This window comes from Paenibacillus maysiensis, from assembly GCF_000520815.1.
In the GTDB taxonomy this organism is placed as follows: domain Bacteria; phylum Bacillota; class Bacilli; order Paenibacillales; family Paenibacillaceae; genus Paenibacillus; species Paenibacillus maysiensis.
In genome coordinates this window covers 1-23,529 of the sequence record NZ_ASRY01000272.1, presented here as the reverse complement: position 1 = coordinate 23,529, position 23,529 = coordinate 1, and the positions used below count along the sequence as shown (strand labels likewise).

19 protein-coding genes and 1 riboswitch are annotated in these 23,529 nt (G+C 49.2%); all 19 genes read left to right on the top strand.

The window, feature by feature from the left end; all coding sequences use genetic code 11:
• Window positions 1-257 precede the first annotated feature (257 nt).
• Window positions 258-1,895 carry a sensor histidine kinase gene (locus L696_RS0119485; RefSeq protein ID WP_025685124.1) on the top strand — a complete coding sequence of 546 codons (1,638 nt, stop codon included), beginning with the start codon at window positions 258-260 and terminating at the stop codon, window positions 1,893-1,895.
• 93 nt (window positions 1,896-1,988) lie between these two features.
• Entirely contained in the window at window positions 1,989-2,624 is a 636-nt protein-coding gene (locus tag L696_RS0119480; protein ID WP_014280249.1) for a response regulator, read from the top strand.
• 332 nt (window positions 2,625-2,956) lie between these two features.
• On the top strand, window positions 2,957-3,700 hold the full coding sequence (locus L696_RS0119470) for a YveK family protein (protein ID WP_025685123.1): 744 nt from the start codon (window positions 2,957-2,959) through the stop codon (window positions 3,698-3,700).
• Entirely contained in the window at window positions 3,684-4,322 is a 639-nt protein-coding gene (locus tag L696_RS0119465; protein ID WP_025685122.1) for a CpsD/CapB family tyrosine-protein kinase, read from the top strand. The genes L696_RS0119470 and L696_RS0119465 overlap by 17 nt, the downstream gene beginning before the upstream one ends.
• A gap of 39 nt (window positions 4,323-4,361) precedes the next feature.
• On the top strand, window positions 4,362-5,255 hold the full coding sequence (gene galU / locus L696_RS0119460; RefSeq protein ID WP_014280252.1) for a UTP--glucose-1-phosphate uridylyltransferase GalU: 894 nt from the start codon (window positions 4,362-4,364) through the stop codon (window positions 5,253-5,255).
• Between the two features lie 16 nt (window positions 5,256-5,271).
• Entirely contained in the window at window positions 5,272-5,970 is a 699-nt protein-coding gene (locus tag L696_RS0119455; protein WP_025685121.1) for a sugar transferase, read from the top strand.
• Entirely contained in the window at window positions 5,970-6,905 is a 936-nt protein-coding gene (locus L696_RS0119450) for a glycosyltransferase (RefSeq protein ID WP_025685120.1), read from the top strand. Before L696_RS0119455 ends, L696_RS0119450 begins: the two co-directional genes overlap by 1 nt.
• A 10-nt stretch (window positions 6,906-6,915) precedes the next feature.
• Window positions 6,916-8,253, top strand: coding sequence for an O-antigen ligase family protein (locus L696_RS0119445; protein WP_025685119.1), 1,338 nt, complete (start codon window positions 6,916-6,918; stop codon window positions 8,251-8,253).
• A 4-nt stretch (window positions 8,254-8,257) separates the two neighbouring features.
• Window positions 8,258-9,028: a WecB/TagA/CpsF family glycosyltransferase gene (locus L696_RS0119440; RefSeq protein ID WP_025685118.1), complete on the top strand. Its 771-nt coding sequence runs from the start codon at window positions 8,258-8,260 to the stop codon at window positions 9,026-9,028.
• Window positions 9,029-9,033: 5 nt separating this feature from the next.
• Window positions 9,034-10,476 (top strand): O-antigen ligase family protein, encoded by a 1,443-nt coding sequence (locus L696_RS0119435; RefSeq protein WP_025685117.1) that lies wholly within the window; start codon window positions 9,034-9,036, stop codon window positions 10,474-10,476.
• A gap of 5 nt (window positions 10,477-10,481) precedes the next feature.
• Window positions 10,482-11,861, top strand: coding sequence for a lipopolysaccharide biosynthesis protein (locus L696_RS0119430; protein WP_025685116.1), 1,380 nt, complete (start codon window positions 10,482-10,484; stop codon window positions 11,859-11,861).
• A gap of 22 nt (window positions 11,862-11,883) precedes the next feature.
• The gene (locus L696_RS0119425; protein WP_025685115.1) at window positions 11,884-12,723 is read left to right on the top strand and encodes a glycosyltransferase family 2 protein; all 840 of its coding nucleotides are present in this window, start codon (window positions 11,884-11,886) and stop codon (window positions 12,721-12,723) included.
• On the top strand, window positions 12,710-13,897 hold the full coding sequence (locus tag L696_RS0119420) for a glycosyltransferase family 4 protein (RefSeq protein WP_025685114.1): 1,188 nt from the start codon (window positions 12,710-12,712) through the stop codon (window positions 13,895-13,897). Before L696_RS0119425 ends, L696_RS0119420 begins: the two co-directional genes overlap by 14 nt.
• Window positions 13,891-15,039, top strand: coding sequence for a glycosyltransferase family 4 protein (locus tag L696_RS0119415; RefSeq protein ID WP_025685113.1), 1,149 nt, complete (start codon window positions 13,891-13,893; stop codon window positions 15,037-15,039). The genes L696_RS0119420 and L696_RS0119415 overlap by 7 nt, the downstream gene beginning before the upstream one ends.
• 28 nt (window positions 15,040-15,067) lie before the next feature.
• The gene (locus L696_RS0119410) at window positions 15,068-16,168 is read left to right on the top strand and encodes a glycosyltransferase (RefSeq protein ID WP_025685112.1); all 1,101 of its coding nucleotides are present in this window, start codon (window positions 15,068-15,070) and stop codon (window positions 16,166-16,168) included.
• A gap of 5 nt (window positions 16,169-16,173) precedes the next feature.
• Complete coding sequence (locus L696_RS0119405; protein ID WP_025685111.1) at window positions 16,174-17,502, top strand: UDP-glucose dehydrogenase family protein; 1,329 nt, start codon at window positions 16,174-16,176, stop codon at window positions 17,500-17,502.
• A 713-nt stretch (window positions 17,503-18,215) separates the two neighbouring features.
• Window positions 18,216-19,592 carry a sugar phosphate nucleotidyltransferase gene (locus tag L696_RS0119400; protein ID WP_025685110.1) on the top strand — a complete coding sequence of 459 codons (1,377 nt, stop codon included), beginning with the start codon at window positions 18,216-18,218 and terminating at the stop codon, window positions 19,590-19,592.
• Window positions 19,593-19,743: 151 nt separating this feature from the next.
• Window positions 19,744-19,824: riboswitch (cyclic di-GMP riboswitch) on the top strand.
• Entirely contained in the window at window positions 19,805-21,430 is a 1,626-nt protein-coding gene (locus tag L696_RS0119395) for a glycosyl hydrolase (protein ID WP_425339333.1), read from the top strand. It overlaps the preceding riboswitch by 20 nt.
• Window positions 21,431-21,479: 49 nt before the next feature.
• On the top strand, window positions 21,480-23,529 hold a 2,050-nt coding region (locus L696_RS0119390; RefSeq protein WP_025685108.1), incomplete at its 3' end, for a PD-(D/E)XK nuclease family protein.

Sequence of the window (23,529 nt, the reverse complement as noted above, 5' to 3'; positions counted from 1 at the left end):
CGGTGGTACCAGCAAGTCCTTTTTTAGTTCTCTGAAAATATGATTTATGTCCTTGACAAACGTTATAGTTTCTGACATTACCCTCAAAATGTTTTCCTGAAACGGTAAATATGTTATAAAAAGTACCAAAATTTTTAGAATGTAACCGTTTACGTTAGAGTTTATGTCTTGTTATTTATTTTTGGATTGGTTATGATTTTTTAGAGTACACAAACAAATCCCCATCGTCCCTTCAAAACATAGAATAGGGTGACAGGATGAAGTTGAAGAAGTCAGCAGAAGACAAAATGATTTTTTTGTATCGGTATGTATCACTATCTTTAACGTCGCTTGTTTTTTTGTTCGAATCATCCAGATTAAATGTGTGGCAGAAGTTATTACTCATTGTGTTTCTATTTTTATCTGTTACATTATTTACGTGGATCTACCGCAAGTACAGACTGCATGATATGGTTTTGAAATGCAGCATTGCTTTGGAAACCGCAGGGATCATTTTGTTGCTGCTCCCGACGGGAGGGATGGATAGTCCGTTCAAATGGTATGTGATTACCCCTATGTTGGTGGCTTGTGCTCACCTTTCTATGAGGTACAGTTGGACGCTCCTTCTTTCTTATATCGGCTTGGTACTCACATTTTGTTATATCTTTTTTACACCAGGTCAATATTTTTTGTGGGATATGGTGTTGCAAAATGCGAATTTATTCCTGGTGCTGATTGTGACCACGATGGCCATGCAGGTGATCGGTGTCATGAAGAATGAGTTGAAGATGGCGAAGGAGCAAGCTAATGAGACGATGGAACATATTAAGTCGATTTACCACATCATGGAGACAACTAGCCACAACGAGGCGTTGAATCTGGGGCAGGTCATCTCGGACTACACGGTTAAGCTGACGAAGCAGAGCCGCGCATTTTTCTGGTTGGACAGTCAGGAGGAGGATGCGCCGGAGAGCAGTCAGACAGGTTGGACGGTGGAGGAAGAGGAGCAGCTATTCGAGGAGCTCGGGAATTATCGCGAGGAATTCAGGGAAGAGCGGGAGCCGTTTTTCAGGCATCTGCCGGAATGGGGCGATTTTCTCATGATTACGGTACCGATGACGACTCGTTTTGTAGCAACCATCGGACTCAAACTGGGCCCAGATCAAAGTTTGACGGGAAGACGCTGGCTCGTGCAGCAACTGATATTCCTGGCTGAGCTGAGCGCCGTGTTTTTGGAGCGCTATGAGCTGGAGCGTATCGAAAATCAGTTGATTGTAACGAACGAGCAGAACCGGATTGCGAATGAAATGCATGATAATGTATCACAAAGTCTTTTTGGTATTGTATACGCGACGCATTCACTTCGGCAGACATGGCATGATCAGCCCAAGGAGCAGGTGGAGGAACAAATTGAGCTGATTCAGCAATCCGCCAACCAGGCAGTCAGGGAGCTGAAAGGGGCCATTCATAGCCTAAGCTCGAAAAAGAGCGGGGGGCCAACTTGGTTAGGAACGGTGAAAAGCCATCTGCATACGCTGTCCAAGCTGAATCATGTACAGATTGACTTTGATATTCATGGGGATCATTTTTCACTGCCGTACTTGTATCAAAAGGCTTTATTTCGCATCATATCCGAAGCCGCAGGTAACGCAATCCGGCATGGGTTGGCCAAGCGGGTTGATGTGAAGTTAAAATTGACGCCCCAGGTGATTAGACTGTCTATTCATGACGACGGAGTAGGGTTCGAGACGGGGAGAATGGTAGCAGGAGGTGAGACGGTCAGTGCAGGCAGTGGCCTGGGCATGATGAATATGGAATATTTAGCTCAATCAATGGGAGGTGAATTTGATATTTCAAGTCGAATCGGAGAGGGAACGCAGATCCGATTATCCATTCCAGTAAATGCTTATGAATAAAGATGTGTGAACATCCTGCAATACAAAATCTACGGTAACAATCGGATACATAGGGATTATGCAAATCCTGAACTGTAGACAGGAGGCCGAATCATGAAAATTGTCATTGTCGATGATCATCCTTTAGTACGGAAAGGACTCGCTGCGGTTATATCCATGCAGCCCAATGTTCAGTTTGCGGGAGAGGCCCAGAATCAACAGGAAGCACTTGTGGTTATCGAGGAAACCGACCCGGATCTGGTGCTGCTGGACTTGAAGCTTGCCGACGAATCAGGTCTGGATATTATCAAAATAGCACGCGGACGCGGGTTCAGAAGCAAATTTATTTTGCTGACATCCTCGGCCACACGAGAAGACTTCCTGAAAGCAGAGGAAGCTTCTGTGGACGGCTACGTACTCAAGGAGGCTTTGCCTGAGGAACTAATTTACGCGATTCATCTTGTCAACAAAGGACGCAAATATTATGATCCTGCTATTCTGGAGAACAAGCTGCGGGAGGATGCGGGCAATCTGACAGACGATCTGACACCGAAGGAAAAGGAAGTATTGGTCGAGCTGGGGCAGGGAGCCTGCAACCGCGAGATTGCATCCCGGTTATTCATCAGCGAATTTACAGTCAAAAAGCATGTCAGTCAGATTTTGGCTAAGCTTCGGCTGGCGGATCGGACGCAGGCAGCGTTGTATGCCAATGCGATTGGTCTGGCGAAGTACGAGCCAACGAACATCTAGCGTGTGATACGCTGAAGGCGGTGGCGATGGAAAGCATGTCCGACTGGGCAGTGCGCCCATGTAGCTTTCTAGTTCAGTTTATATAGCGATTAACAGAAGAAGCCTCAAAATCACCAGCTTCGGTGGTTTTGGGGCTTTTTTTCGATTTATTTTTCCATAATCAACAAAGACTGGTACAAAAGTATACCATGCTGTAGCCAAAAGTATACAATCTCCTCCCCCTGTAGTGATGGAGAAAGTGCCGTCCGGTTCCATGTCGTTCCCACAGCAGCTTGTTACAATTAGATCATACTTAAAATAAGAAGAGAAATTGTATGGGAGGGAGGATTTTTGTGGAGAAAACCATTTTGGATTATCTGGTACTAATCAAAAAAAGATTGTGGCTGATTGCGATTTTTGTCATTCTCTCATGCGTAACGACTTACTTTGTGAGCGACAATGTCGTGAAGCCGGTCTATTCCGCCTCAAGTCAGCTGCTGGTTAATCATATTTCCGGTAAGCAGGGGAGCAACAATCTGAACGACGTCAACACAAGTCTTAATTTGGTGGAAAGCTACAAGCAAATTCTCACTTCACCCAAAATTATGGAGGCTGTCGTAACGGCTCATCCTGAATTCGGCTTGACGCAGCAAAAGCTGGCAGAAAAGCTACAGGTCAAAACCTCGGATAAAAGTCAGGTCATCGGCTTGACGTTTGAGGCAGGGAGTTATTCACAGGCCGCCGCTGTTGTCAACGCGGTAACCCAGAAATTCGTGCAGGCGGTTCCGGGGCTGATGGAATTGAATAATGTGAAAATTTTGAATGAGGCGGACCCGCGGGCCAATCCTGACCCCACCAATGGGAATCCGCTCATGAATATTGCGATTAGCTTTCTCGTATCGCTGATGATTGCGCTGGGCACGATTGTGTTCCTGGAAAGCATCAACGGTACGCTGCGCACGGAAAAAGAGGCAGATGCGGACATCGGTATTCCGGTGATTGCATCGATCCCTGTCATTCGCAAGAAGGACATCAGCGGTGCAGCCGGAAATTCCAAAGAACGAGTAGGGGAGCGTAAATATGCTGCGATTGAATGACATGTTGATTACAGAAAGCAATCCTTCATCGTATGTCTCGGAATCATTCCGTTCCCTCCGTACATACATCCGGCAGCAGGTCATCGGGCAGACGGACCGCGGGACGGTGCTTCTGCTGACCTCGCCAGAAAGCGGAGCGGGCAAAACAACGCTGCTCGCCAACATCGGCGTTTCCTTTGCACAAGAAGGCAGGAAGGTGGCTCTGGTGGATTGCAATCTCCATACACCAGCGTTGCACGAGATATTCGGATTGGAAAATACCGGAGGTTTATCGGCTTATTTGCGCGGTGGAGCCTCTTCCAAGTCCATCGTCAGGCATGGCGTGCCGGAGCTGTCTGTTATTCCCGGCGGCGACACCTTATACAACGCGGCTGATCTGCTCGGCAGTGAACGCATGGTGGAGCTGCTGGAAGAGCTAAAACGCGAATATGACATCATACTGCTCGACTCGGCTCCGGCGCTGAATTATACGGATGCCCGCCTGGTCGCAAGCTTGACGGATGGTGTGATTCTCGTCGCCAGACATGCCCGGACCAAACGGGAAGATTTACGTAAAACAAAGCAGCTCATGGATCAGGCCGGTGCGACACTGGTTGGAATTGTGATGAATCAGGTGAAGTAAGCAACACCAAAATTCGATGAAGCAAGGAGAATGAGTGCGATGACGAAAAGAGTGAAGAAGGCCATTATTCCAGCAGCAGGGTTGGGTACGCGCTTCCTTCCTGCAACCAAAGCAATGCCTAAGGAAATGCTTCCGATTATCAATAAGCCCACAATTCAATATATCGTGGAAGAAGCAATTGCTTCTGGTATTGAGGACATTATTATCGTAACGGGCAAAGGCAAGCGTGCGATTGAGGATCACTTTGACAACGCATTTGAGCTGGAATCGAAGCTGCTGGAGGACGGCAAGCTGAAGCTTCTGGAAGAGGTACAGCGTTCTTCGGGAGTAGAAATTCACTACATTCGCCAGAAAGAACCTAAAGGCTTGGGACATGCCGTATGGTGCGCAAGACGCTTTATCGGGGACGAGCCGTTCGGCGTACTGCTGGGCGATGATATCGTAACAGGTCAGAAGCCTTGCCTGCGTCAGCTGATGGATCAATATGAGGAAACTCAAAATTCCGTCATCGGTGTGCAGCGGGTACCGCAGGAGTTCACGAACCGCTACGGCATCATTGAACCGGATCAACAGGACGGACGCCTGTACCGGGTAAACAATTTTATAGAAAAACCGGCTCCGGGCACAGCGCCTTCCGATCTGGCTATTATGGGCCGTTATGTATTCTCACCGAAAATTTTCAAATATCTCGATCTTCAGGAAAAAGGAGCAGGCGGCGAAATTCAGTTGACCGATGCCATCCAAAAGCTGAATCAAAGCGAGCGCGTGTACGCCTATGACTTTGAAGGAACACGTTATGACGTGGGCGAGCGTCTTGGTTATATTTTGACCACACTTGAATTTGCACTCGCTAGCGATGATTTGAAGTATCCGGTTATAGAGGCCATGCACGAGTGGCTGAAAAAGACCGAGAAAGCAACCACAGCAGGTTGAGAGGGGGTACGTCAGCATGAGCATGGAAAATTTACCGGAGGACGGCGAGGCTGTCATGTCAGGTAAAGCGTTTTACATGCCATACGGAAATACACAAATTCAGGATAAAACGTCTTACCTGGTAACCAAGCGATTGCTCGATATGTTGCTGTCTTTCGTGGGTTTGATCGTATTACTGCCGCTTTTTATCGTGGTGGGTGTTTTGATCAAGCTCGAAGATCCGAAGGGAAGCGTGTTTTTCAAGCAAATTCGGGTGGGCAAGAATGAGAAGCTATTCAACATGTATAAATTCCGTTCAATGGTGTCCAACGCCGAGGAGCTGAAAAAGGACTTAATGGAGCTGAATGAAGTGAGCGGCGCCATGTTCAAAATTAAAAACGATCCGCGGATTACGAAGATTGGCAGTTTTTTGCGCAAGACGAGTATTGATGAGATTCCGCAGCTGTGGAATGTGCTGGTCGGGGACATGACGTTAGTGGGTCCGCGTCCGCCATTGCCGAGCGAGGTAGAACAATACTCTGATTATGACAAGCAACGCCTGATTGTAACACCGGGATGTACCGGCTACTGGCAGGTGAGCGCACGTAACAGCGTAGGCTTCGAAGAAATGGTGCAAATGGATTTGAAGTATATTCATGTTCGCAATACGTGGCTCGATCTGAAAATTATCATGAAAACAGGCATTAAAATGCTGTTCTCCAAGGATGCTTACTGATGGATGCATTCAAGCGATGTCCCGCAGTGTCCGTCGTTATTTGCACCTATAACCGGGCGGACCTGCTGGAAAAAACGCTAATGTCCCTGCTGGAGCTAAATGACCTTGCACTGGCTGAGATCATTGTGGTCGATAACCGGTCCACCGATCATACAGCAGCGACGATCAAAAGGTTCACTGTCGCACATGGTCAGGATATTCATCTCCGGTATCATTATGAGCGCGAGCAAGGATTATCAGCCGCTCGTAATGCGGGCATTACGTTATCAAGGGCAGAAGTCATTGCTTTTCTGGATGATGATGCGATCCCGTGTGTTACATGGCTGCAAACGATTATGTCAACCTTTGGGAACAATCCAGAGCTGACGGCCATGGGCGGAAAGATAGATCCTTTGTTTGAAACGGAACGACCGGGCTGGCTGACAGGACCGCTTGAGCTGCCCTACACAATTATTGACTTGGGAAAAGCCATCCGTGAATATCCGCCGGGACTGAATCCGTTCGGAGCAAATATGGCCATGCGCAAAACGGCTTTTGCTGCCGTGATGTTCCCGCTTCATTTGGGAAGAAAGGGAGACCTCCTCTTATCCGGTGAAGAATCGTGGGTGTTCGAGCAGATTCGTAAAAATGGTGGAACGATCATGTACCATCCTCACATGGCAGTGAAGCATTTTGTTCCGGCTGCACGGTTAACAAAGGAATGGATCATGAACCGTTACTACTGTCAGGGCATGTCTCACGCTGTTCAGGCCGTAGGTCTGCGCGGAAACGTGATGCTGATGGCGAAGACAGCAGCCAAATGGCTATACAACACGATGGACTCCCTGCTGGCACGTACTGAGGGCAGGAAGCTGTTGAACCGGTGCAGATTTGAAAGTATACGGGGAACCCTGGATACGCTGCGCAACCGGAAAAGCGAGTCAGCTGCGGGGTGAAAGATTGAACATGAGCAACTATCCTTGGACTTCGAGAATAAACACAATACAGCATGTTTTCATTTTTCTTCTGGGCGCTCTTGCTGTAGGAATTGCGGCTACTTATCAGCCCGTGGCCAGCATTGCGGCGGTATGCTTACTGCTTCTGCTGGCCGTTTCTATCCATCATCCGGAGCGCATCAGCTATGCAGTTCTGCTGAGCACGGCGGTATCGGTGGATTCCCTGTATCAGGGTGGCGTATTCGGCATCGAGATTTTGTCATTGTACAAATTGGGCATTTTGGCCCTGCTGGTACCGTGCATGCTCGTTTACGGCATACGCCTCAAGTTTAGCTATCCGATCTGGGCTTTGGTGATCATGCTGGGAATTACATTTGGATTTTCAGCATGGCTGCCTACGCTGACGACCTCGATTGCAGTAAAAGCTTTCGTCGGACTATCGTTGCCCTTCTTTTTTCTACTGATCCAGTGGAAGAAGGATGTGGCCGAAAAGCATATCCGGCTGATCAGCCTGCTGCCGATCATTAGTGTGGTTGTCGGACTCGGTTTACAGGTCGTAGGGCTGCATTCGTTTACCGATGTGGAATTTACGGGGGCGGTGAGAGTACAGGGAGCGAACATTCCGCCGCATCTGGCGATGCTCTCCTTTCTGGGGATTGCCGTCTCGCTGATTGAGGTCAAACGCAAGCCGCAGCAAGCTGCTTTTTATTATACGGTGCTGGCACTGAACTTCTTGATTCTGATTGCTACCGGCACACGCGGGCCAATTCTGGCACTGTTGCTAATGTTTGCTGTGTATCTGTTCGATATCGCCCGGCAGTATCTCAAGGGAAAAGTCAATTATTTGCTACCGCTGGCCGGATCGTTTTTGATTGCTCTGGGGGCGGTGGCCCTGCAATGGAACAATTTAAAAAAACGCTCCTTCGAGCGGGAGACCGATACGGGAATTGACCTGTCGGGACGCTCGGAGGCATGGGAATATTTCTTGAACAGAGTACAGGATTATCCGTGGTCAGGCAGGGGTCTTGGCGCGGTGACGGTTGCGAACGACGGGACGTTATTCAAAGGCTTTGTCGTACCGCATAACGAGTATATACGCTTTTATTTTGACACGGGATATGTCGGCTGCGGGCTATTAATGCTTTCATTGCTGGTCGTGTTCGTTCTCATTTACCGGTCGCTTGCCAGATCGATCAAACCTTATTTTGCAAGCTTGATTGCGGGCTTTCTGATCTATTCGTTTTCAGATAACACGTTGTCGACGGTTCAGATGATTATTCCGTTTTGCTGGTATTTGAACGCGTTATACCAGACATCTACGCAAACCGATTTTCGCAAAGAGAAGTGATACGATGAGCAGAGTGAACATGTTCGATGTCAACTTTGATAATTATGATTTTAACGATCTACTCGAATTTATAGATACTTCTATTGTGCATCAGCGTCATTCCTACATTTTGACCTGTAATGTCGATCATGTGATCAAGCTTCGCAAGGATGATGAATTCCGCAAGGTATATTCCGATGCGGGAGCTGTGGTGGCCGATGGAATGCCCATTATTTGGGCGTCCAGGTTGCTGAAAAAGCCCCTCAAGCAAAAGGTGTCAGGCTCCGATCTGTTCACCCGGCTGGGGGAGGCTTTTGAGGATCGAGGCTATCGGTTGTTTTTTCTGGGTGCGGCGGACGGTATTCCCGAGAAGGCCATGCTCAATCTTCAGGAATCGTACCCGAACATGAATGTGGTGGGCTGCTACTCTCCCTCCTATGGCTTTGAGAAAAATGAGGAAGAGAACAGACACATTGTCCAATTGCTGCAAGAGGCTCGCCCGGACATCGTTTTTGTCGGTGTAGGCGCACCTAAACAGGAAAAATGGATTTACAGATATTACGAGACATATCGCGCTCCGATTTCGATAGGGGTGGGAGCTACGTTTGATTTTCTGTCGGGAAATGTGAAACGTGCACCGGAGCTGATGCAGAAGACAGGATTTGAATGGTTTTGGCGGTTGTCTCAGGAGCCTAAGCGTTTGTGGAAAAGATACTTGATTGAGGATTCCCAGTTTCTCGTTCTGTTGTTTAAGGAAATGTTCAAGCGGAACCGGATGAAGGGAGGTCAGGGGTGAGAAACATGAGTCGATTGGCAGATCAGCAGGTTTCCGTTTGGTTAGGAAATCGGCGTGGAATCAGCATGATCGGCATGGGAGTGTTGGCTTGTATGCTGCCGCTCGCCATCGGATTTGTCAGCGCCAAGATGAATCCGACCATGAGCCAGCAGGGGGCCATATTGCTGGCGCTCGTTTTTCCGGCCTTTTTGCTGGCGATCATTCAATCGCGGATGCTGATTCCGTACACCCTGGTGGTGTGGGCAGTAGGACCGGAAATTCGGCGCATTGCGGACTGGATGGAGGGAACGTATCACTCGGTGTCCCTGTTGAGCTTGGCACCCTTGCTGGTAAGCAGCATGTTGATTATTCCCGTGCTGCGTGGCATTCATCAGGCGGAAAAGCCATTGACCCGGATTGCTGTGTTTTTTGGGATTGAACTGGCCTACGGAAGTGTGGTCGGGTTGTTCAAAAATGGAATTGTTTTTGCCTATGATTTAGCCAACTATGTGATTCCTTTGCTACTGCTGCCTTATCTTGCGATTAAGCCCATGAAAGCTAAGGAACTGGATCGTCTGTTGTATTCCTATGCTAACATTGCCGTTCTCGTGGCGATTTACGGCATTATTCAGTATTTGACAGTCCCTCCTTGGGATGCGTTTTGGATGAATAACGTAGAGATGAATTCTATCGGTATACCAGAGCCGCTCCAAATCAGAGTTTTCTCTTCTATGAACTCGCCTGGTCCCTGCGCTATTTTCCTGGCAATGGCGCTCGTACCCATGCTGATGGAGAAACGGTGGCGCGGCACATTGGGATGGATCGGAGTCCTGCTGACGGTCGTTTGTCTTTTGATCACGCTGGTACGTTCAGCCTGGCTGATTGCATTCGTTATGCTGCTGGCTTATATTCTCACTTCATCCTCCAAGGGCAAGTGGAAAACCTTGTTTCAACTTGCTGTCGTTGGCCTCCTTCTCTACATCCTTGTTCCGAAGCTGCCGGGAGCAGAAGGTCTGGTGGCCCGCATGCAAACGTTGACGGATATTCAACAGGATCATTCGTACAATGAACGCCTGGATCTATTGAATACGATGCTTCCGGCCATTGTCGGTAACCCGGTGGGGCAGGGGATCGGGAGCGTAGGAATCGGAACCAAGCTTGATAATGGCGGCGATCTCGGTGAACTTGGGATTATGGATAATGGCTACATTGCCATTTTCCTCACCTTCGGTATTTGCGGAGCATTCTTTTTCTTCGGTGGTCTGATCGTTATCATCAAGCGCCTTCTCGTCCGCATTGCCGAGCGAGACGCCAGTCAGCCTTATATCAGACTGGCATTGGCTACGTGGGCCGGAGCTGTAGCCAGTCTCATATCGGATAACGGTTTTCCCGGTATGCGCGGCTATCTGATTTGGATGATGATCGGAATAGGACTGTGGGCAAAAGATGTCATCGCGGAAAGAAGGTAAAGGCTGTGCAAAACTTACAAACATTATCCGCACCTGTTCGGACACTGTGGTCCACAGTGGTTCGCTTTGCCAAAAGCAAGGATAGCAGCTCGGCAGCAGTCAAAACGATGATATTCAGCATGCTGATTCTCGTCGTGAACATGCTGACTGGCGTGTTGACGGCCCGATTCCTGGGTCCTACCGGACGCGGGGAACAGACAGCGATGGTGAACTGGTCCCAATTTCTCGCCTTCTGCATGAGCTTCGGTGTCCCGTCCGCTTTGATTTACAATGCGAAAAGGAACCCGGAGGAAACAGGCAAGCTGTACGGCCTCGCCTTGCTACTGGCGGCGATGTTCGGGGGCTTGGCGACACTCATCGGCGTGTTCCTGATTCCTTATTGGCTGCGCTCCTTTTCATCATCGGTCATCCTGTTCGCGCAATGCTCCATGATGATGTGTCCGCTTATCGCGATCTCGCAGATCAATAATGCATTGCTTCAGGTCCGGTCGGAATACAAGCAGTACAATTTGTTCCGGTATCTGGTACCGCTGAGTACGCTGCTGGGTCTGGCGATCCTGATCCTGACGGGTCATATGAATCCGTACACCTCAGCCCTGGCCTATTTGCTTCCAGGCTTGCCGATTTATATCGGTGTCACGATTCGAATGGTTCGGCTGTACAAACCGAAGGTGAAGAACAGCTGGACGCAATTCAAAAATCTCTTTACCTACGGCATGGGTTCATACGGGAACGATCTCATGGGGCAGGTTTCTACTTACATTGATCAGATCCTGATTGCGGGTCTGCTCAGACCGGCTGATCTCGGCTTATATGCGGTAGCGGTCAGCTTGGCCCGGATGGTGAATGTATTTTCAACCTCGATTATCGTCGTGCTCTTTCCCAAAGCCTCTGGGTTAAACAAAGAGGACGCGGTTGCAATAACATTTCGGGCGTTTCGAGTGACTTCAACAGCAACGATTCTGGCTGCCATGATGCTGATGCTGATTGCTCCGTTCGTATTTACCTTGCTATATGGTCAGGAGTTTAAACAAGCGCTTACGGTGTTCCGGTTACTGGTGCTTGAGGTTGCTATCAGCGGAGGAACCATGGTACTGGCACAGCAATTCATGGCGCTGGGTAAGCCAAAGCTGGTTACCATCCTACAGGGTGTCGGATTGGCACTCGTCATTCCATTGCTGTCTATACTCGTTCCGAGATACGGCTTGACGGGTGCAGGGATAGCGATGCTGTCTTCGGGGATTCTACGATTCGTTTTCATTTTATGTAATGTTAAATTCGTTCTGAAAATGAAAATTCCGAGACTGCTTATTTCCAAACAAGATATTCAATGGCTCCGATCAACGATGTCACACTACGTCCGGAAAAAGCCAGTTAACGGTTAGATAAAGAAGGAGGCACCCCCTAATGAACCACATGTCTAGCGTTCCCGCGGACAACCGGATATCCGTAGTTATTATCGCTCAGGATGATGGCACTCGAATCACAGCCGCCATCAAATCCTGCAAGCCCTTTGCGGACGATATCGTCGTCATTGACGGAGGGAGCAAGGACAATACGATTCAGGTAGCTGAATCATTGGGCTGTCGGGTGTTTTCCAACCCGTGGCCCGGTTATGCGAAGCAGCGCATGTTTGGTGTTGAAAAAGCCGAATTTGATTGGATTTTCCTGATTGATACGGACGAGGTGGTAGATGCGGAGCTTCTTGGAGATTTGTTGAAGATCAAGGAAACGCTCCATGATCCGGCCAAAGCATACTCTGTGTTTCGAATTGGTGATTTTCTGGGCAAATGGATGAACAAAGGCGAGTATTTGGTTCGTCTGTACAATCGGCGTATTTACGGCATTACAAATAGTCTTGTTCATGAAATGCCGGATGTAGCCTCTTCCCAGATTATCAATCTGGAGGGCGTGTTATGGCACTATGGCTTCCGCAGCATCAGTGATCATATGACCCGTTTTAACAAGTACACAGACCTCGAAGCGGAGACGGCATTTAACAAAGGCAGATCCTTTCGGATTACCAGATTGTTGTTGCGGCCTCCAGCCCGCTTTGTGCAGAAGTATTTTGTCCAAGGCTTATACCGCAAGGGATTGGCAGGTTTTGCAGTGGCGGTCTTCTGGGTGATGTATGAGTTTCTAGTCTGCTTCAAGCATTATGAGCTGACGAAGCGGCGGAAAAAAATAGAGATTGTAGAAGACGAACAGACCGAGCAGAAAGGAGAAACCAGCTATGTTGTACAATAACGGATTTCGCATTGCAGCAACAGGGCTTAGCTGGCCGTCCTTGCAGCCCGGCGGTTTAAACACCTACTTCAAATCCATCTGTGAGCAACTGGCGGAACAAAATACGCTGGATGCTTTAATCTGTAGCGATGAGAAGCCGCAAGTGCCTGACAGTATCCGAATTCATTCGATTGGCAGCAAGCAGCAATCCATCTGGAAGCGTCGAGAGCTGATGCAAAAATATGCAGCAACGCTGTTCGACAAGCAGCCGATAGATGTGCTGTACTCCCATTTTGCCCCCTATGGTGTCGGACCGGCGCTGGAGGCGAAAAAACGGGGAATTCCGGTAGTCACCACCTTCCACGGCCCATGGACAGAGGAAATGAAGATTGAAGGGCAAGGCTTCAAGCATCTGCTGAAAACGACGTTGGCCAAATCCATTGAAATGAAGGCTTATGGTCTGGCGGACAAATTTGTAGTGCTGAGCGAAACCTTTCGGGATATTTTGCATGAGCACTATAAGGTTCCACTCAGCAAAATTCATATTATTCCAGGTGCGGCGAATGTAGAAAGGTTCCATCCGGCAGAGGATCGGGGTACGGTGCGGGAACGGCTGAATTTGCCACAGAATGCGACAATTGTGCTGACCGTCCGTCGTCTTGTTAACCGAATGGGACTGCTACAGCTGCTGGAAGCATGGCGGCGGGTCACCGAGCGTCATCCTGATCATCTGCTGTTGATTGGCGGGAAGGGACCTCTGATGGAGGAACTGGCCTCCAAGGTGGCAGAATACAATCTTCATAATCATGTAAGATTGCTTGGATATGTATCGGATGAGGAGCTTCCCCTGTATCATCAGGCATCGAATATGTTCGTTGTGCCAACACAGGCGCTGGAGGGTTTCGGTCTGATCACGGTGGAGGCGATGGCCTCGGGGCTGCCGGTGATGGCGACTCCTGTAGGCGGCAACAAGGAAATTTTAAGTGGATTCCGTCCGGAGCTGTTGTTCCGGGGAACAGACAGCGAAGCCATTGCGGAAGGACTGCTGCGTGTGCTGGATAACCGCGAAGCCCTTCCTGACGCACGGGAATGCAGGGACCATGTCCTGAGCAAATATACGTGGGGGCATGTGGCGGAGCAGGTGGAGGATGTGTTCCGGCAGGCCCTTGACAGAAAGGCGGCGGCAAAATGCTGAGAATAGCTTATATTGACCACACGGCAAGATGGAGCGGCGGCGAAGTCGCTTTGTATAACATACTGACGAACATCGGGGAACATATCGACCCGCTCGTCATTTTGGCGGAGGAAGGTGATTTGGCAGATCGCCTCCGGCAACGTGACATTGATGTACGTATCGTTCCGCTGGATGATTCTATCCGCAATCGGGGGCGAAATGCCGTCAATCTGGGTGCGCCTGCGGCAGCCTACCGGCTGTTGGCTTATGGGAAAAAGCTTGCACCTTTGCTGCGCGAGGAAAAGGTCGTGTGTGTTCACACGAACTCGCTCAAGTCGGCGTTCTACGGCGCAGTAGCCGCGAAGTCAGCGAAGGTGCCGTTGATCTGGCATATTCGTGACCATATCGGCCCGCCGTACCTGAAGCCGATTGTCGCCAAAGGCATTCGCCTGATGTCCCGCTTTTTGCCTAACGGCGTCATTGCCAACTCCAAGTCCACGCTAAGTGCGCTGGAGCTGCCCCCGGACAAAAAGACACTCGTCGTCTACTCGGCATTTGCCAAAGCGATTACGGCTCGTGATGTGACCGCAAATTCACGTGACGATGACTCGTTTAACGTCGTATTGGTCGGCAGACTGGCAGAGTGGAAGGGACAGCACATTTTACTGGAAGCGGCGCGCTCTTTTTTACCGGATAAGCGTGTGAAATTTTGGCTGGCTGGAGATGCGCTGTTCGGCGAAGAGGAATACAAACGCCGTCTGGAATCCACAATGCGCGAATACGGATTAGACAACGTCAATTTACTTGGACACGTCGATGACATTCAGGGCCTGATGCAGCGCTGTGATCTGCTGATTCACACCTCCATCACACCGGAGCCGTTTGGGCAGGTCATTATTGAAGGCATGGCCGCAGGTCTGCCGGTGATTGCTTCGAATGAGGGCGGACCCAAGGAAACCGTCGTACCGAACGAAACCGGGCTGCTTATTGAACCGGGTGATCCAGCCAAGCTGGAAGAAGCCATCCGCTGGATGCTGGAGCATCCACAGGAACGTCAGCAAATGGGCGATAAGGGGATGGAACGGGTCAAGAAGCATTTTGTTATCGAGAACACGGTTAAGGATATAGTTCATTACTATAAGGGTTTGTTGGCAGGAGTCTGACCGACATTCGCGTTAAAGGATGATTCAGATGAAAATAGCGATAGCACACGATTACTTAATCCAAATGGGCGGAGCGGAAAGGGTGGTAGAGGTATTCCACGATATGTATCCGGAGGCTCCAATCTTCACAACGGTGTTCAGCGACGACCGCCTGTCGAACAACTTGAAGGATGCAGACATAAGAGCCACCTGGCTACAAAACATCCCTGGAGTGAAGGCCAATTTCAAAGGAGTGCTGCCGCTGTACCCCATCGCTATCCGTGATTTCGACTTTAGGGATTTCGACATTGTTTTAAGCTCCAGCAGCGCGTTTATGAAAAGCATCCAGGTACCTAAACATACGTTTCACATTTGTTATTGTCACACACCGATGCGGTTTGCCTGGGATTACGATACATATATGGCCCGGCAGTCCAAATCCAACCTGCTCAAAAGCATGCTAAAGCTTTACATGAATCGGTTGAAAACATGGGATGCCAAAACTTCTCGCAACGTAAACCAGTTTGTCGCCAATTCTTCCGTCGTCCAACGGAGAATTCTGCACTATTACCAACGGGAGTCGGATGTCATTTTCCCTCCTGTTAATACATCCCGTTTCCAACGTGCTACAAGCATTGGTGACTATTACCTAATCGTATCCCGGTTAGTGTCCTACAAGCGCGTTGACCTGGCGATTGAGGCATTCAAGCGCAATGGTCTCAAGCTGCGCATTGTCGGTGAAGGACCGGATCGTAAAAGACTGGAAGGCATGGCCTCTCCGAACATTGAGTTTCTTGGCAGACTTGAAGACGAAGAGGTCAACAAGCTGATGGCAGAATGCCGGGCGCTCGTTTTTCCGGGGGAAGAGGACTTCGGTATCACGCCTCTGGAGGCGAACGCAGCCGGACGGCCTGTTATCGCTTATCAGGGCGGGGGAGCGCTGGATACCATCGTTCCTCATGTGAATGGTGTATTTTTCCGCAAACATCAGGTAGAGGATGTGCTGGAGGCGGTCGCCAAGGTCGAGCAGCATGCATGGGATGTGGACGGAATCATTAGCCATGCACGCAAATTTGATGAAGATACGTTCAAGGATCATTTCAAAAAGTATGTAGAGCAAGCCTATGTGAACTTTCTAAAAGGAGGATGAACGGTATGAAGCTGGCTGTAATCGGTACTGGATACGTTGGGCTCGTTTCGGGCGTGTGTTTTGCACATAAAGGTAATGAGGTGATTTGTGTCGATCTGGAGCAGCACAAAATCGACATGCTGAACCGGGCGGAATCTCCTATTTATGAACCTGGCATTGAGGAATTGATCGCGTTAAATCTGGAAGCGGGTCGTTTGGAGTTTACTTCGGATTTGGCTGACGCGGTTCGACGCTCGGATATCGTTATTTTGGCGGTAGGTACGCCTTCTCTGGCTAACGGTGAAGCGAATCTGTCCTATATTGAGCAGGCGACTGCTGATGTCGGGAAGGCCATGAACGGGTATAAAATTATTATGACCAAGAGCACGGTCCCTGTCGGAACGAACGAAAAGATCAAGGAAGTGCTGGCTCGTCATACGAGTTTGTCCTTCGATATCGTATCCGCTCCGGAATTTTTGAGAGAAGGCTCTGCCATCAATGATACACTCTATCCGGATCGCATCATTATCGGTTTGGACAACACGGGGTTGCGTGAAACGATGGTTACGTTGCATCAGGTGTTCACGGATAACATTTATGTGACGGATATCCGCAGTGCCGAGATGATCAAATACGCATCCAATGCATTTCTGGCGACCAAAATTTCGTTTATCAACGAAATCGCCAATATTTGCGAAAAGGTGGGCGCGGATGTCACTTGTGTGGCTGACGGTATGGGGATGGACAAACGAATCGGGTCCTCTTTCCTGCAAGCAGGGATCGGGTACGGGGGCTCTTGCTTCCCGAAGGACACGAATGCGCTCATCCAAATTGCGGGCAATGTAGACTATGAATTTAAGCTGTTAAAATCGGTGGTCGAGGTGAACACCGACCAGCGTTTCATGATCGTATCCAAGCTGCGCGAATCGCTGGGTCAACTGCATGGCGTGCCGATTGGCATTTGGGGCTTGGCCTTCAAGCCGAATACAGACGATATCCGCGAGGCTCCGGCACTGGAAATCATCGAAACGCTGATCCAGGCAGGCGCTATTGTGAAGCTGTATGATCCGATTGCGATGGAAAAATTCAAGGAGCGCGTGGATCACCCGAATATTGTATGGTGCTCCTCCCCGCAGCAAGCCGCCGAAGGAAGCGACGCGGTCTGCCTGCTGACCGATTGGGAAGAGTTCAAAAACGTCAATCTCGTACAATTGGCTTCCATTCTGCACAAGCCAGTCCTGATTGACGGTCGTAACGTATTTACGGAGGAGCAGATTCAAGGCTCCGGGCTGGAATACTACTCTGTAGGTCGTCCGCGGATGAGTGGGTGGAACAGAGATAAGGTTGAAGCTTAAAAAGTGACTGTGGTGGTGTTGGAGGCGCTGCGCGTGCAGATTGTTCTTCCGATTGCTGTTACCCCCGGATTTTTGGATTGGGTAAAACATTCAAAGGTTAAAATCCGGGGGTAAAGGCAAACGCTCCGCTTCTTCAGAACAATTCTGCCCGCTCCGCTAACTTTTACCGCATGGAGTCACAATTTTTAACCCCCACCTTATAGGGGGGGAGGTAGGAAGGGCGTATCCGAAGGAGCAGCTCAGTGAAGCCGCTCCTTCGGATTAAGGCGCCATGCGGCTGCGCCGCACCGCTCCTGCGGAGCAAGGCTGCCATGTGATTGCGCTATGCTGCTCCTTCTGAGCAAGGACGCCATTGCGGTTGCCGAAGGCAATTTCTGAGTGGTGTTCTGATTACTTGAAGCCTGCAAGCACGGCAGGCAAGCGCGAGTGCACGCGCGTCTTTACAGGCTGACCGGACTAATCATGTCCGGTCGTGCCTTTTGCAATACACGGTATGATCGGCATGATGCATATTTGAGTAGCGCAGGGATGGATTTGAATCTGTAGAAGCGGAGCGTTCGCCTTTGGACCGGGATTCAAACCTTTATACGATTTTATATAATCGAGTGAATCCCGGTCCAACAGCGATCGTAAGATCAAATCCATCCCGTAGCGGGCTACTCAACCGTGCATCATCCGATCACCTACCCAAATTAGAGAGGAAGTGGAGAGTTATGAAGCTCGTACTTTTGTCTGGTGGTTCCGGTAAAAGATTATGGCCTTTGTCCAACGATTCCCGTTCCAAACAATTTTTGAAGGTACTGGAGAGTCCGGAGGGGAATTCGGAATCCATGGTGCAACGGGTGTGGAGACAACTGGGGGATAACGGCTTGTCTGAATCCTCGTTCATTGCAACAGGGAGAGCTCAGGTCGAAATGATTCAGAGTCAGGTTGGGCAGGATACGCGCATCATTGTTGAGCCGGAACGAAGAGATACCTTTCCCGCCATTGCGTTGACAGCGACCTATCTATATTCCATCGTTGGTGTTTCGCCGGATGAAATTGTTGCTATATTGCCGGTAGACCCCTATGTAGAGGATGCTTTCTTTGCTACCGTCGCCCAGTTGGAGCATACTCTCCAGGAGAGTGAAGGAAAGCTTGCGTTAATCGGGGTTGTCCCTTCTTATCCTTCTGAGAAATACGGTTACATTATACCGAAAAACGATGCCACACAAGGTAGCACAGGCTACCGTGAAGTGAGCCATTTTCAAGAGAAACCCGACCGGGAGCAGGCGGAGCGTCTGATTGAACGCAATGCTCTATGGAACTGCGGGGTTTTTGCATTCAAATTAGGTTATTTGCTTGATATTTTGACATCTAAAGGATTGCCGCTGAACTATGAAGAAATGCAAAAGCAATATTCTTCTCTGGAAAAAATCAGCTTTGACTACGCGGTAGTCGAGAAGGAGAAGGATATCGTTGTTCTTCCGTATGATGGCTTCTGGAAGGACCTGGGTACCTGGAACACCTTGACAGAAGAAATGTCCCATCAGCAAGTGGGCAGAGGTGTAGTAACAGAGGATTGTGTCAATACGAGCCTCATCAATGAACTGGACATTCCCGTGGCGATTATTGGAACGAATGATCTGATCGTAGCTGCCAGCCCGGATGGCATCCTTGTGACTAATAAGGCAGAAAGTCCGCGCATCAAGGAAGTGCTCAAAGCACACAATCAGCGTCCAATGTACGAAGAGCGCCGTTGGGGACATTATCGGGTAGTGGATTATGTGAAGTATGACGAGGGCAACGAGGTATTGACCAAGCGAATCCGTGTGCTGCAAGGGAAAAATATCAGCTACCAACTTCATTTCAAACGGAGTGAAATTTGGACCATTATTAGCGGTGAAGCGGAAATTATTTTGAATGAAAAGCTGCACAAGGTGAAGGCTGGTGATGTGGTTCGCATTCCAGAAGGGACGAAGCATAGCATTTTGGCCGTGACCGATGTGGAATTGATCGAGGTACAGACAGGTTCTGAGCTGGTCGAAGAGGATATTGTCCGCTTTTGCATGGATTGGGATGAAATTTCCCGTCACCAGTTTATTTCATAAATATTTCGTAAAGATGAAAAAGACTCATTTATGAAGTTTTTTAGCCCGAACTGTCGAAAATACGCAAAAATCTGTAAATTCATGAACATGACCTATTAAATTTTGGTAAAAAAAAGTCGATACTTAGGGTAAGAAGGAATCCAAACTCCTTCCACGATAAACGCAGCCCTGTTGAAAGGCAGGTACGCAAAGCTAAAGGGCCTTCCGTGAGGATGGCAGCCTGGCTACCGAAAGGAAGAGCGAGAGTGAGCCCCTATTTTACTCCTGTGAATCGATGGATACGCAGTGTACTCCCCGTTGTTATGCTTTTTTCTTTGTTGCCCGTCGGTTTTGGTGAATCTCTGTCCGTGGCGAATGCTGCCACATTACAGCCTGTTAATTCGGACGCTTCTGCTGAGACCCGTGAACTATACAGCTATTTGATCAGCATCTCGGGGAAAAAAATGGTCACGGGTCAACATGATTATTTGGAAAGTCCGGATGAATTAAGCAACAAGGTCCAAAAAATCAGTCAGGCGTATGCTGGTGTACATGGCTACGAGATGGGAGCCATCTCCGGCCAGTCCGCCGCTACGGAGGCAGCACAACGTAAAAATGTCGTCGATAGCGCCATACGTTGGAGTAGAGCTGGCGGCATGGTTACGATGACTTATCATGAACCGTTGCCGGGTAAGCCACTGACTTGGGCCAATGTGCAGGCGAAAGTAAGCCAGGCGGAGTTCAATAAATACGTGACGCCGGGTACTACGCAGTATAATCTTCTCATTGCCGATCTGGATAAGGTCGCTGTATCGTTAAAGCAGCTTCGTGATGCGGGCGTTCCGGTATTATGGAGACCTTACCACGAGATGAACGGCGACTGGTTCTGGTGGGGAAACAAAAACAATTTCAATCAGCTATGGAATATCATGTATGACCGTTTTGTAAACACGCATCAACTGAACAATCTGCTGTGGGTATGGAGTCCGAATGCGCCTAATTCGTACACCTTCCCATATACCCCGAAATATCCGGGGGATGACAAAGTGGATATTTTGGCTGTAGACATCTACAACAATGATTTTAAGCAAAGCCATTACGAAGGACTGCTCGGATTGGCACGGAATAAGCCGATTGCCATTGGGGAACACGGTGAGGTGCCCAGTCCCGAGGTGATGCAGGCTCAGCCTAAATGGGTGTATTCCATGACCTGGGGCAAGATGCTGACCGAAAATAACACGACGGATCAGATTCAGAATTATATGAATGATTCGACAAGCTTGACGCGGGATGATGTGAAAGAAGGGTTAGCTGCGATGAAACAACCTGACACGGAGCTACCGACCGTACCGGACACGGGGCCAAACGATCCAACTCCGGCTCCGCCAGTGGTAAGTAAACCAGCCCCGCCTTCCGTTCCGGATATGGTCTACGCGAACGGGGTGCGGGGTGAATATTTTAACAGCATGGATCTGGACGGCAGCGCTGTTTTGGTTCGCACAGACAGTAAGCTGGATTATAACTGGCGTGCCACCTCGCCTGATCCCAAGGTGAAGGCTAATCAGTTCTCGGTCCGCTGGACGGGCAAAATCAAGCCGCAATACAGTGAGACCTATACGTTTACCACGATATCCGATGATGGTATTCGTGTATGGGTAGACGGCAAGCTGATTATTGACAGTTGGTTCAAACAAAGCTGGACTGAACGCAAGGGCAGCATTACCTTGCAAGCAGGCAAAATAGCAGATCTGAAAGTTGAATATTATGATGAAACAGGCGATGCAATGGCACGTCTGATGTGGGAAAGTCAGCATGAAGCGAAAGCGGTGATTCCCGGCAACGCTTTGTTTCTTCCTTGATATATACTCTTTCCCCGCCAAAAAATTTGAGGAGAGAGGGTGGAACACAATGATGAAAAAATGGTTGACCCAAAGGTATATAGTAGTATTGGCCGGGCTACTGGGGGTCGCAGCTATAGCGATGATCGCCTGGTTTATTCATACGCCTCCCAAGAGTGAAGAACTTAGGACGGATAAAGTAGCGGCGGCCAGTCCGGTATGGAAGCTCGGTCAGCGGGATGACTCTTCAGCAGAATTTAAGGGTGTAGTCGGTAAGGACAATGTCAATATTTCTGCGGCCTCTACCGAGTCGTCTGCTAAAGGAACATCGTCAGCGATGTCCGTAGCAGGAAGTACAGCGGCTCCGGTATTGCTCAGCAGTGGAGATATTCCTCCCGGTCTAAATGCGTCCATGAATCCTGAGCTGTCACTTCAGTACAAGCTCGATCAGGTTCCTCCGAACGGGATGATATTCCGTGTACGGATTTTGGATGCGGGCAAAGCCGTTCCTCAAATGGCTGTATTTTCAAATCATCAGTTGTCCGGCATCATTCAGATTGCCGGGGTTGCCGGCACAGGCAGTGCATATAATTTCAAAAGCAATTACGAGCTATATATACCTAAAGAGCAATTGCAAAGCGGTGTTAACGTACTCAAGCTAAAGACAGCGCGCTGCCTATACTGCTCCTCTACTGAAGATAAAAATGTGTGGTGGACTTGGGATGACTTGAGCTTGGAGACGTTAACTTCACCTGCGACCGAGCCGATGCACGGTAAATATATACTGACCGGAACGAATGTCAATAATAAAGAATTTTATTATGATGAGGGTGCAGTTAAACATTTACCATATGTTCTCAAATGGCTGGGAATTGCGTATAGCGGCAATGTCATGAGAGTCACTTGTGCCAGTAATGTAAACAAGGCCTGCACAGACGTGGGAGATTACTACCAAACGTTGAAGCAGTATAATATGCAATCGTCAGCTTTGTATTTGTATACAGGCGATATCAAGCTGCAAAAAGACGGCTCCCTGCCGGAGACGGCCAAGCAGAAATTGCGCGATTATGTAAAAAAATATGGTTCATACCTGCAATATTACGAAGTAGATAATGAACCTGGATTGTTTAACCGCTCGAAAGCGGTCAATTTGGCTGTGGCCAAATGGCTGAATACGGAAGGTAAGCAATTGGCGCCGCATCTCAAAACGGTTGCGCCGGGCTGGGCCTACTGGCCGACCTATTCAACCAAGGCATGCAAAAACCAAACCGGAGGTACGCTCAAATGCGGCGATCCGGATGGATGGGAGCGGGACCCGGCACAACGTAAGCAACTGGAGGATGTCACTGACCTGACCAATGGACATGCCTATGGCGAATCGTATAACGAAGAGGGCGGAGGCAGCTTTGTTCAAAATCTGAAAACGTTCGGCGGTTCAAGTAACGGGCTGGAGAAGAAGATGCTGAATACGGAGTTTGGTACGAACGATACGCATCGAGACAACCCTGAGTACGGGGCCAGTCAGCCACAAGCAGCAGCGTTCGACCGGATTATGCGTTCGCAGATCGGTTTTGCCGATATGTTTATCCAGCATGCTGCTTTCTATAAGGACTACACGCTGTTTAAAACCGGCTTTGACCTGCAAAATCACAATCCGGCGAATACGGAAATTTATCCGTTCGGACAAGGGCAGGACAGCCGTGTAAACATCATGAGACGCTTGAGTCTGGCTTATGCCACACACGGGAAACCTTTGACTTATATGGTACTGAATCCGGAGGAAACAAAGGATAGGATGGTCTATGTCCGTGCAGTGGATACCTCCAAACTGAAACCGCTGGCTGGCAGTGGCGCCACCTCGGACAAATTGCTGGTGAATCTGGTGAATTTCGAATCCACAGCACAGACGATCCGTGTACGGGTGACGATGCCGAAGGCCGGTTTGTACACGGGTGAGCGCTTCGGAGCCGGGTCTACCTACAGCCAGGCACGGCGTTCCCTATCAGGACTTAATGCTTCGCCTAATCTCGATTTTGAAGAAAAATTGGGACCCGGCGAGTCGGTGCAATACATTTTGGAATTGAAAAGTACAGATCAGGCCGCGGCTTCGGCTCCAACAG

Excerpts from the sequence above, each read along its gene's own strand:
- L696_RS0119485 (WP_025685124.1), top strand. The coding sequence starts at position 258 with ATGAAGTTGAAGAAGTCAGCAGAAGACAAAATGATTTTTTTGTATCGG.
- L696_RS0119480 (WP_014280249.1), top strand. The coding sequence starts at position 1,989 with ATGAAAATTGTCATTGTCGATGATCATCCTTTAGTACGGAAAGGACTC.
- L696_RS0119465 (WP_025685122.1), top strand. The coding sequence starts at position 3,684 with ATGCTGCGATTGAATGACATGTTGATTACAGAAAGCAATCCTTCATCG.
- galU (WP_014280252.1), top strand. The coding sequence starts at position 4,362 with ATGACGAAAAGAGTGAAGAAGGCCATTATTCCAGCAGCAGGGTTGGGT.
- L696_RS0119455 (WP_025685121.1), top strand. The coding sequence starts at position 5,272 with ATGAGCATGGAAAATTTACCGGAGGACGGCGAGGCTGTCATGTCAGGT.
- L696_RS0119450 (WP_025685120.1), top strand. The coding sequence starts at position 5,970 with ATGGATGCATTCAAGCGATGTCCCGCAGTGTCCGTCGTTATTTGCACC.
- L696_RS0119445 (WP_025685119.1), top strand. The coding sequence starts at position 6,916 with ATGAGCAACTATCCTTGGACTTCGAGAATAAACACAATACAGCATGTT.
- L696_RS0119440 (WP_025685118.1), top strand. The coding sequence starts at position 8,258 with ATGAGCAGAGTGAACATGTTCGATGTCAACTTTGATAATTATGATTTT.
- L696_RS0119435 (WP_025685117.1), top strand. The coding sequence starts at position 9,034 with ATGAGTCGATTGGCAGATCAGCAGGTTTCCGTTTGGTTAGGAAATCGG.
- L696_RS0119425 (WP_025685115.1), top strand. The coding sequence starts at position 11,884 with ATGAACCACATGTCTAGCGTTCCCGCGGACAACCGGATATCCGTAGTT.
- L696_RS0119420 (WP_025685114.1), top strand. The coding sequence starts at position 12,710 with ATGTTGTACAATAACGGATTTCGCATTGCAGCAACAGGGCTTAGCTGG.
- L696_RS0119415 (WP_025685113.1), top strand. The coding sequence starts at position 13,891 with ATGCTGAGAATAGCTTATATTGACCACACGGCAAGATGGAGCGGCGGC.
- L696_RS0119410 (WP_025685112.1), top strand. The coding sequence starts at position 15,068 with ATGAAAATAGCGATAGCACACGATTACTTAATCCAAATGGGCGGAGCG.
- L696_RS0119405 (WP_025685111.1), top strand. The coding sequence starts at position 16,174 with ATGAAGCTGGCTGTAATCGGTACTGGATACGTTGGGCTCGTTTCGGGC.
- L696_RS0119400 (WP_025685110.1), top strand. The coding sequence starts at position 18,216 with ATGAAGCTCGTACTTTTGTCTGGTGGTTCCGGTAAAAGATTATGGCCT.
- L696_RS0119395 (WP_425339333.1), top strand. The coding sequence starts at position 19,805 with ATGGCAGCCTGGCTACCGAAAGGAAGAGCGAGAGTGAGCCCCTATTTT.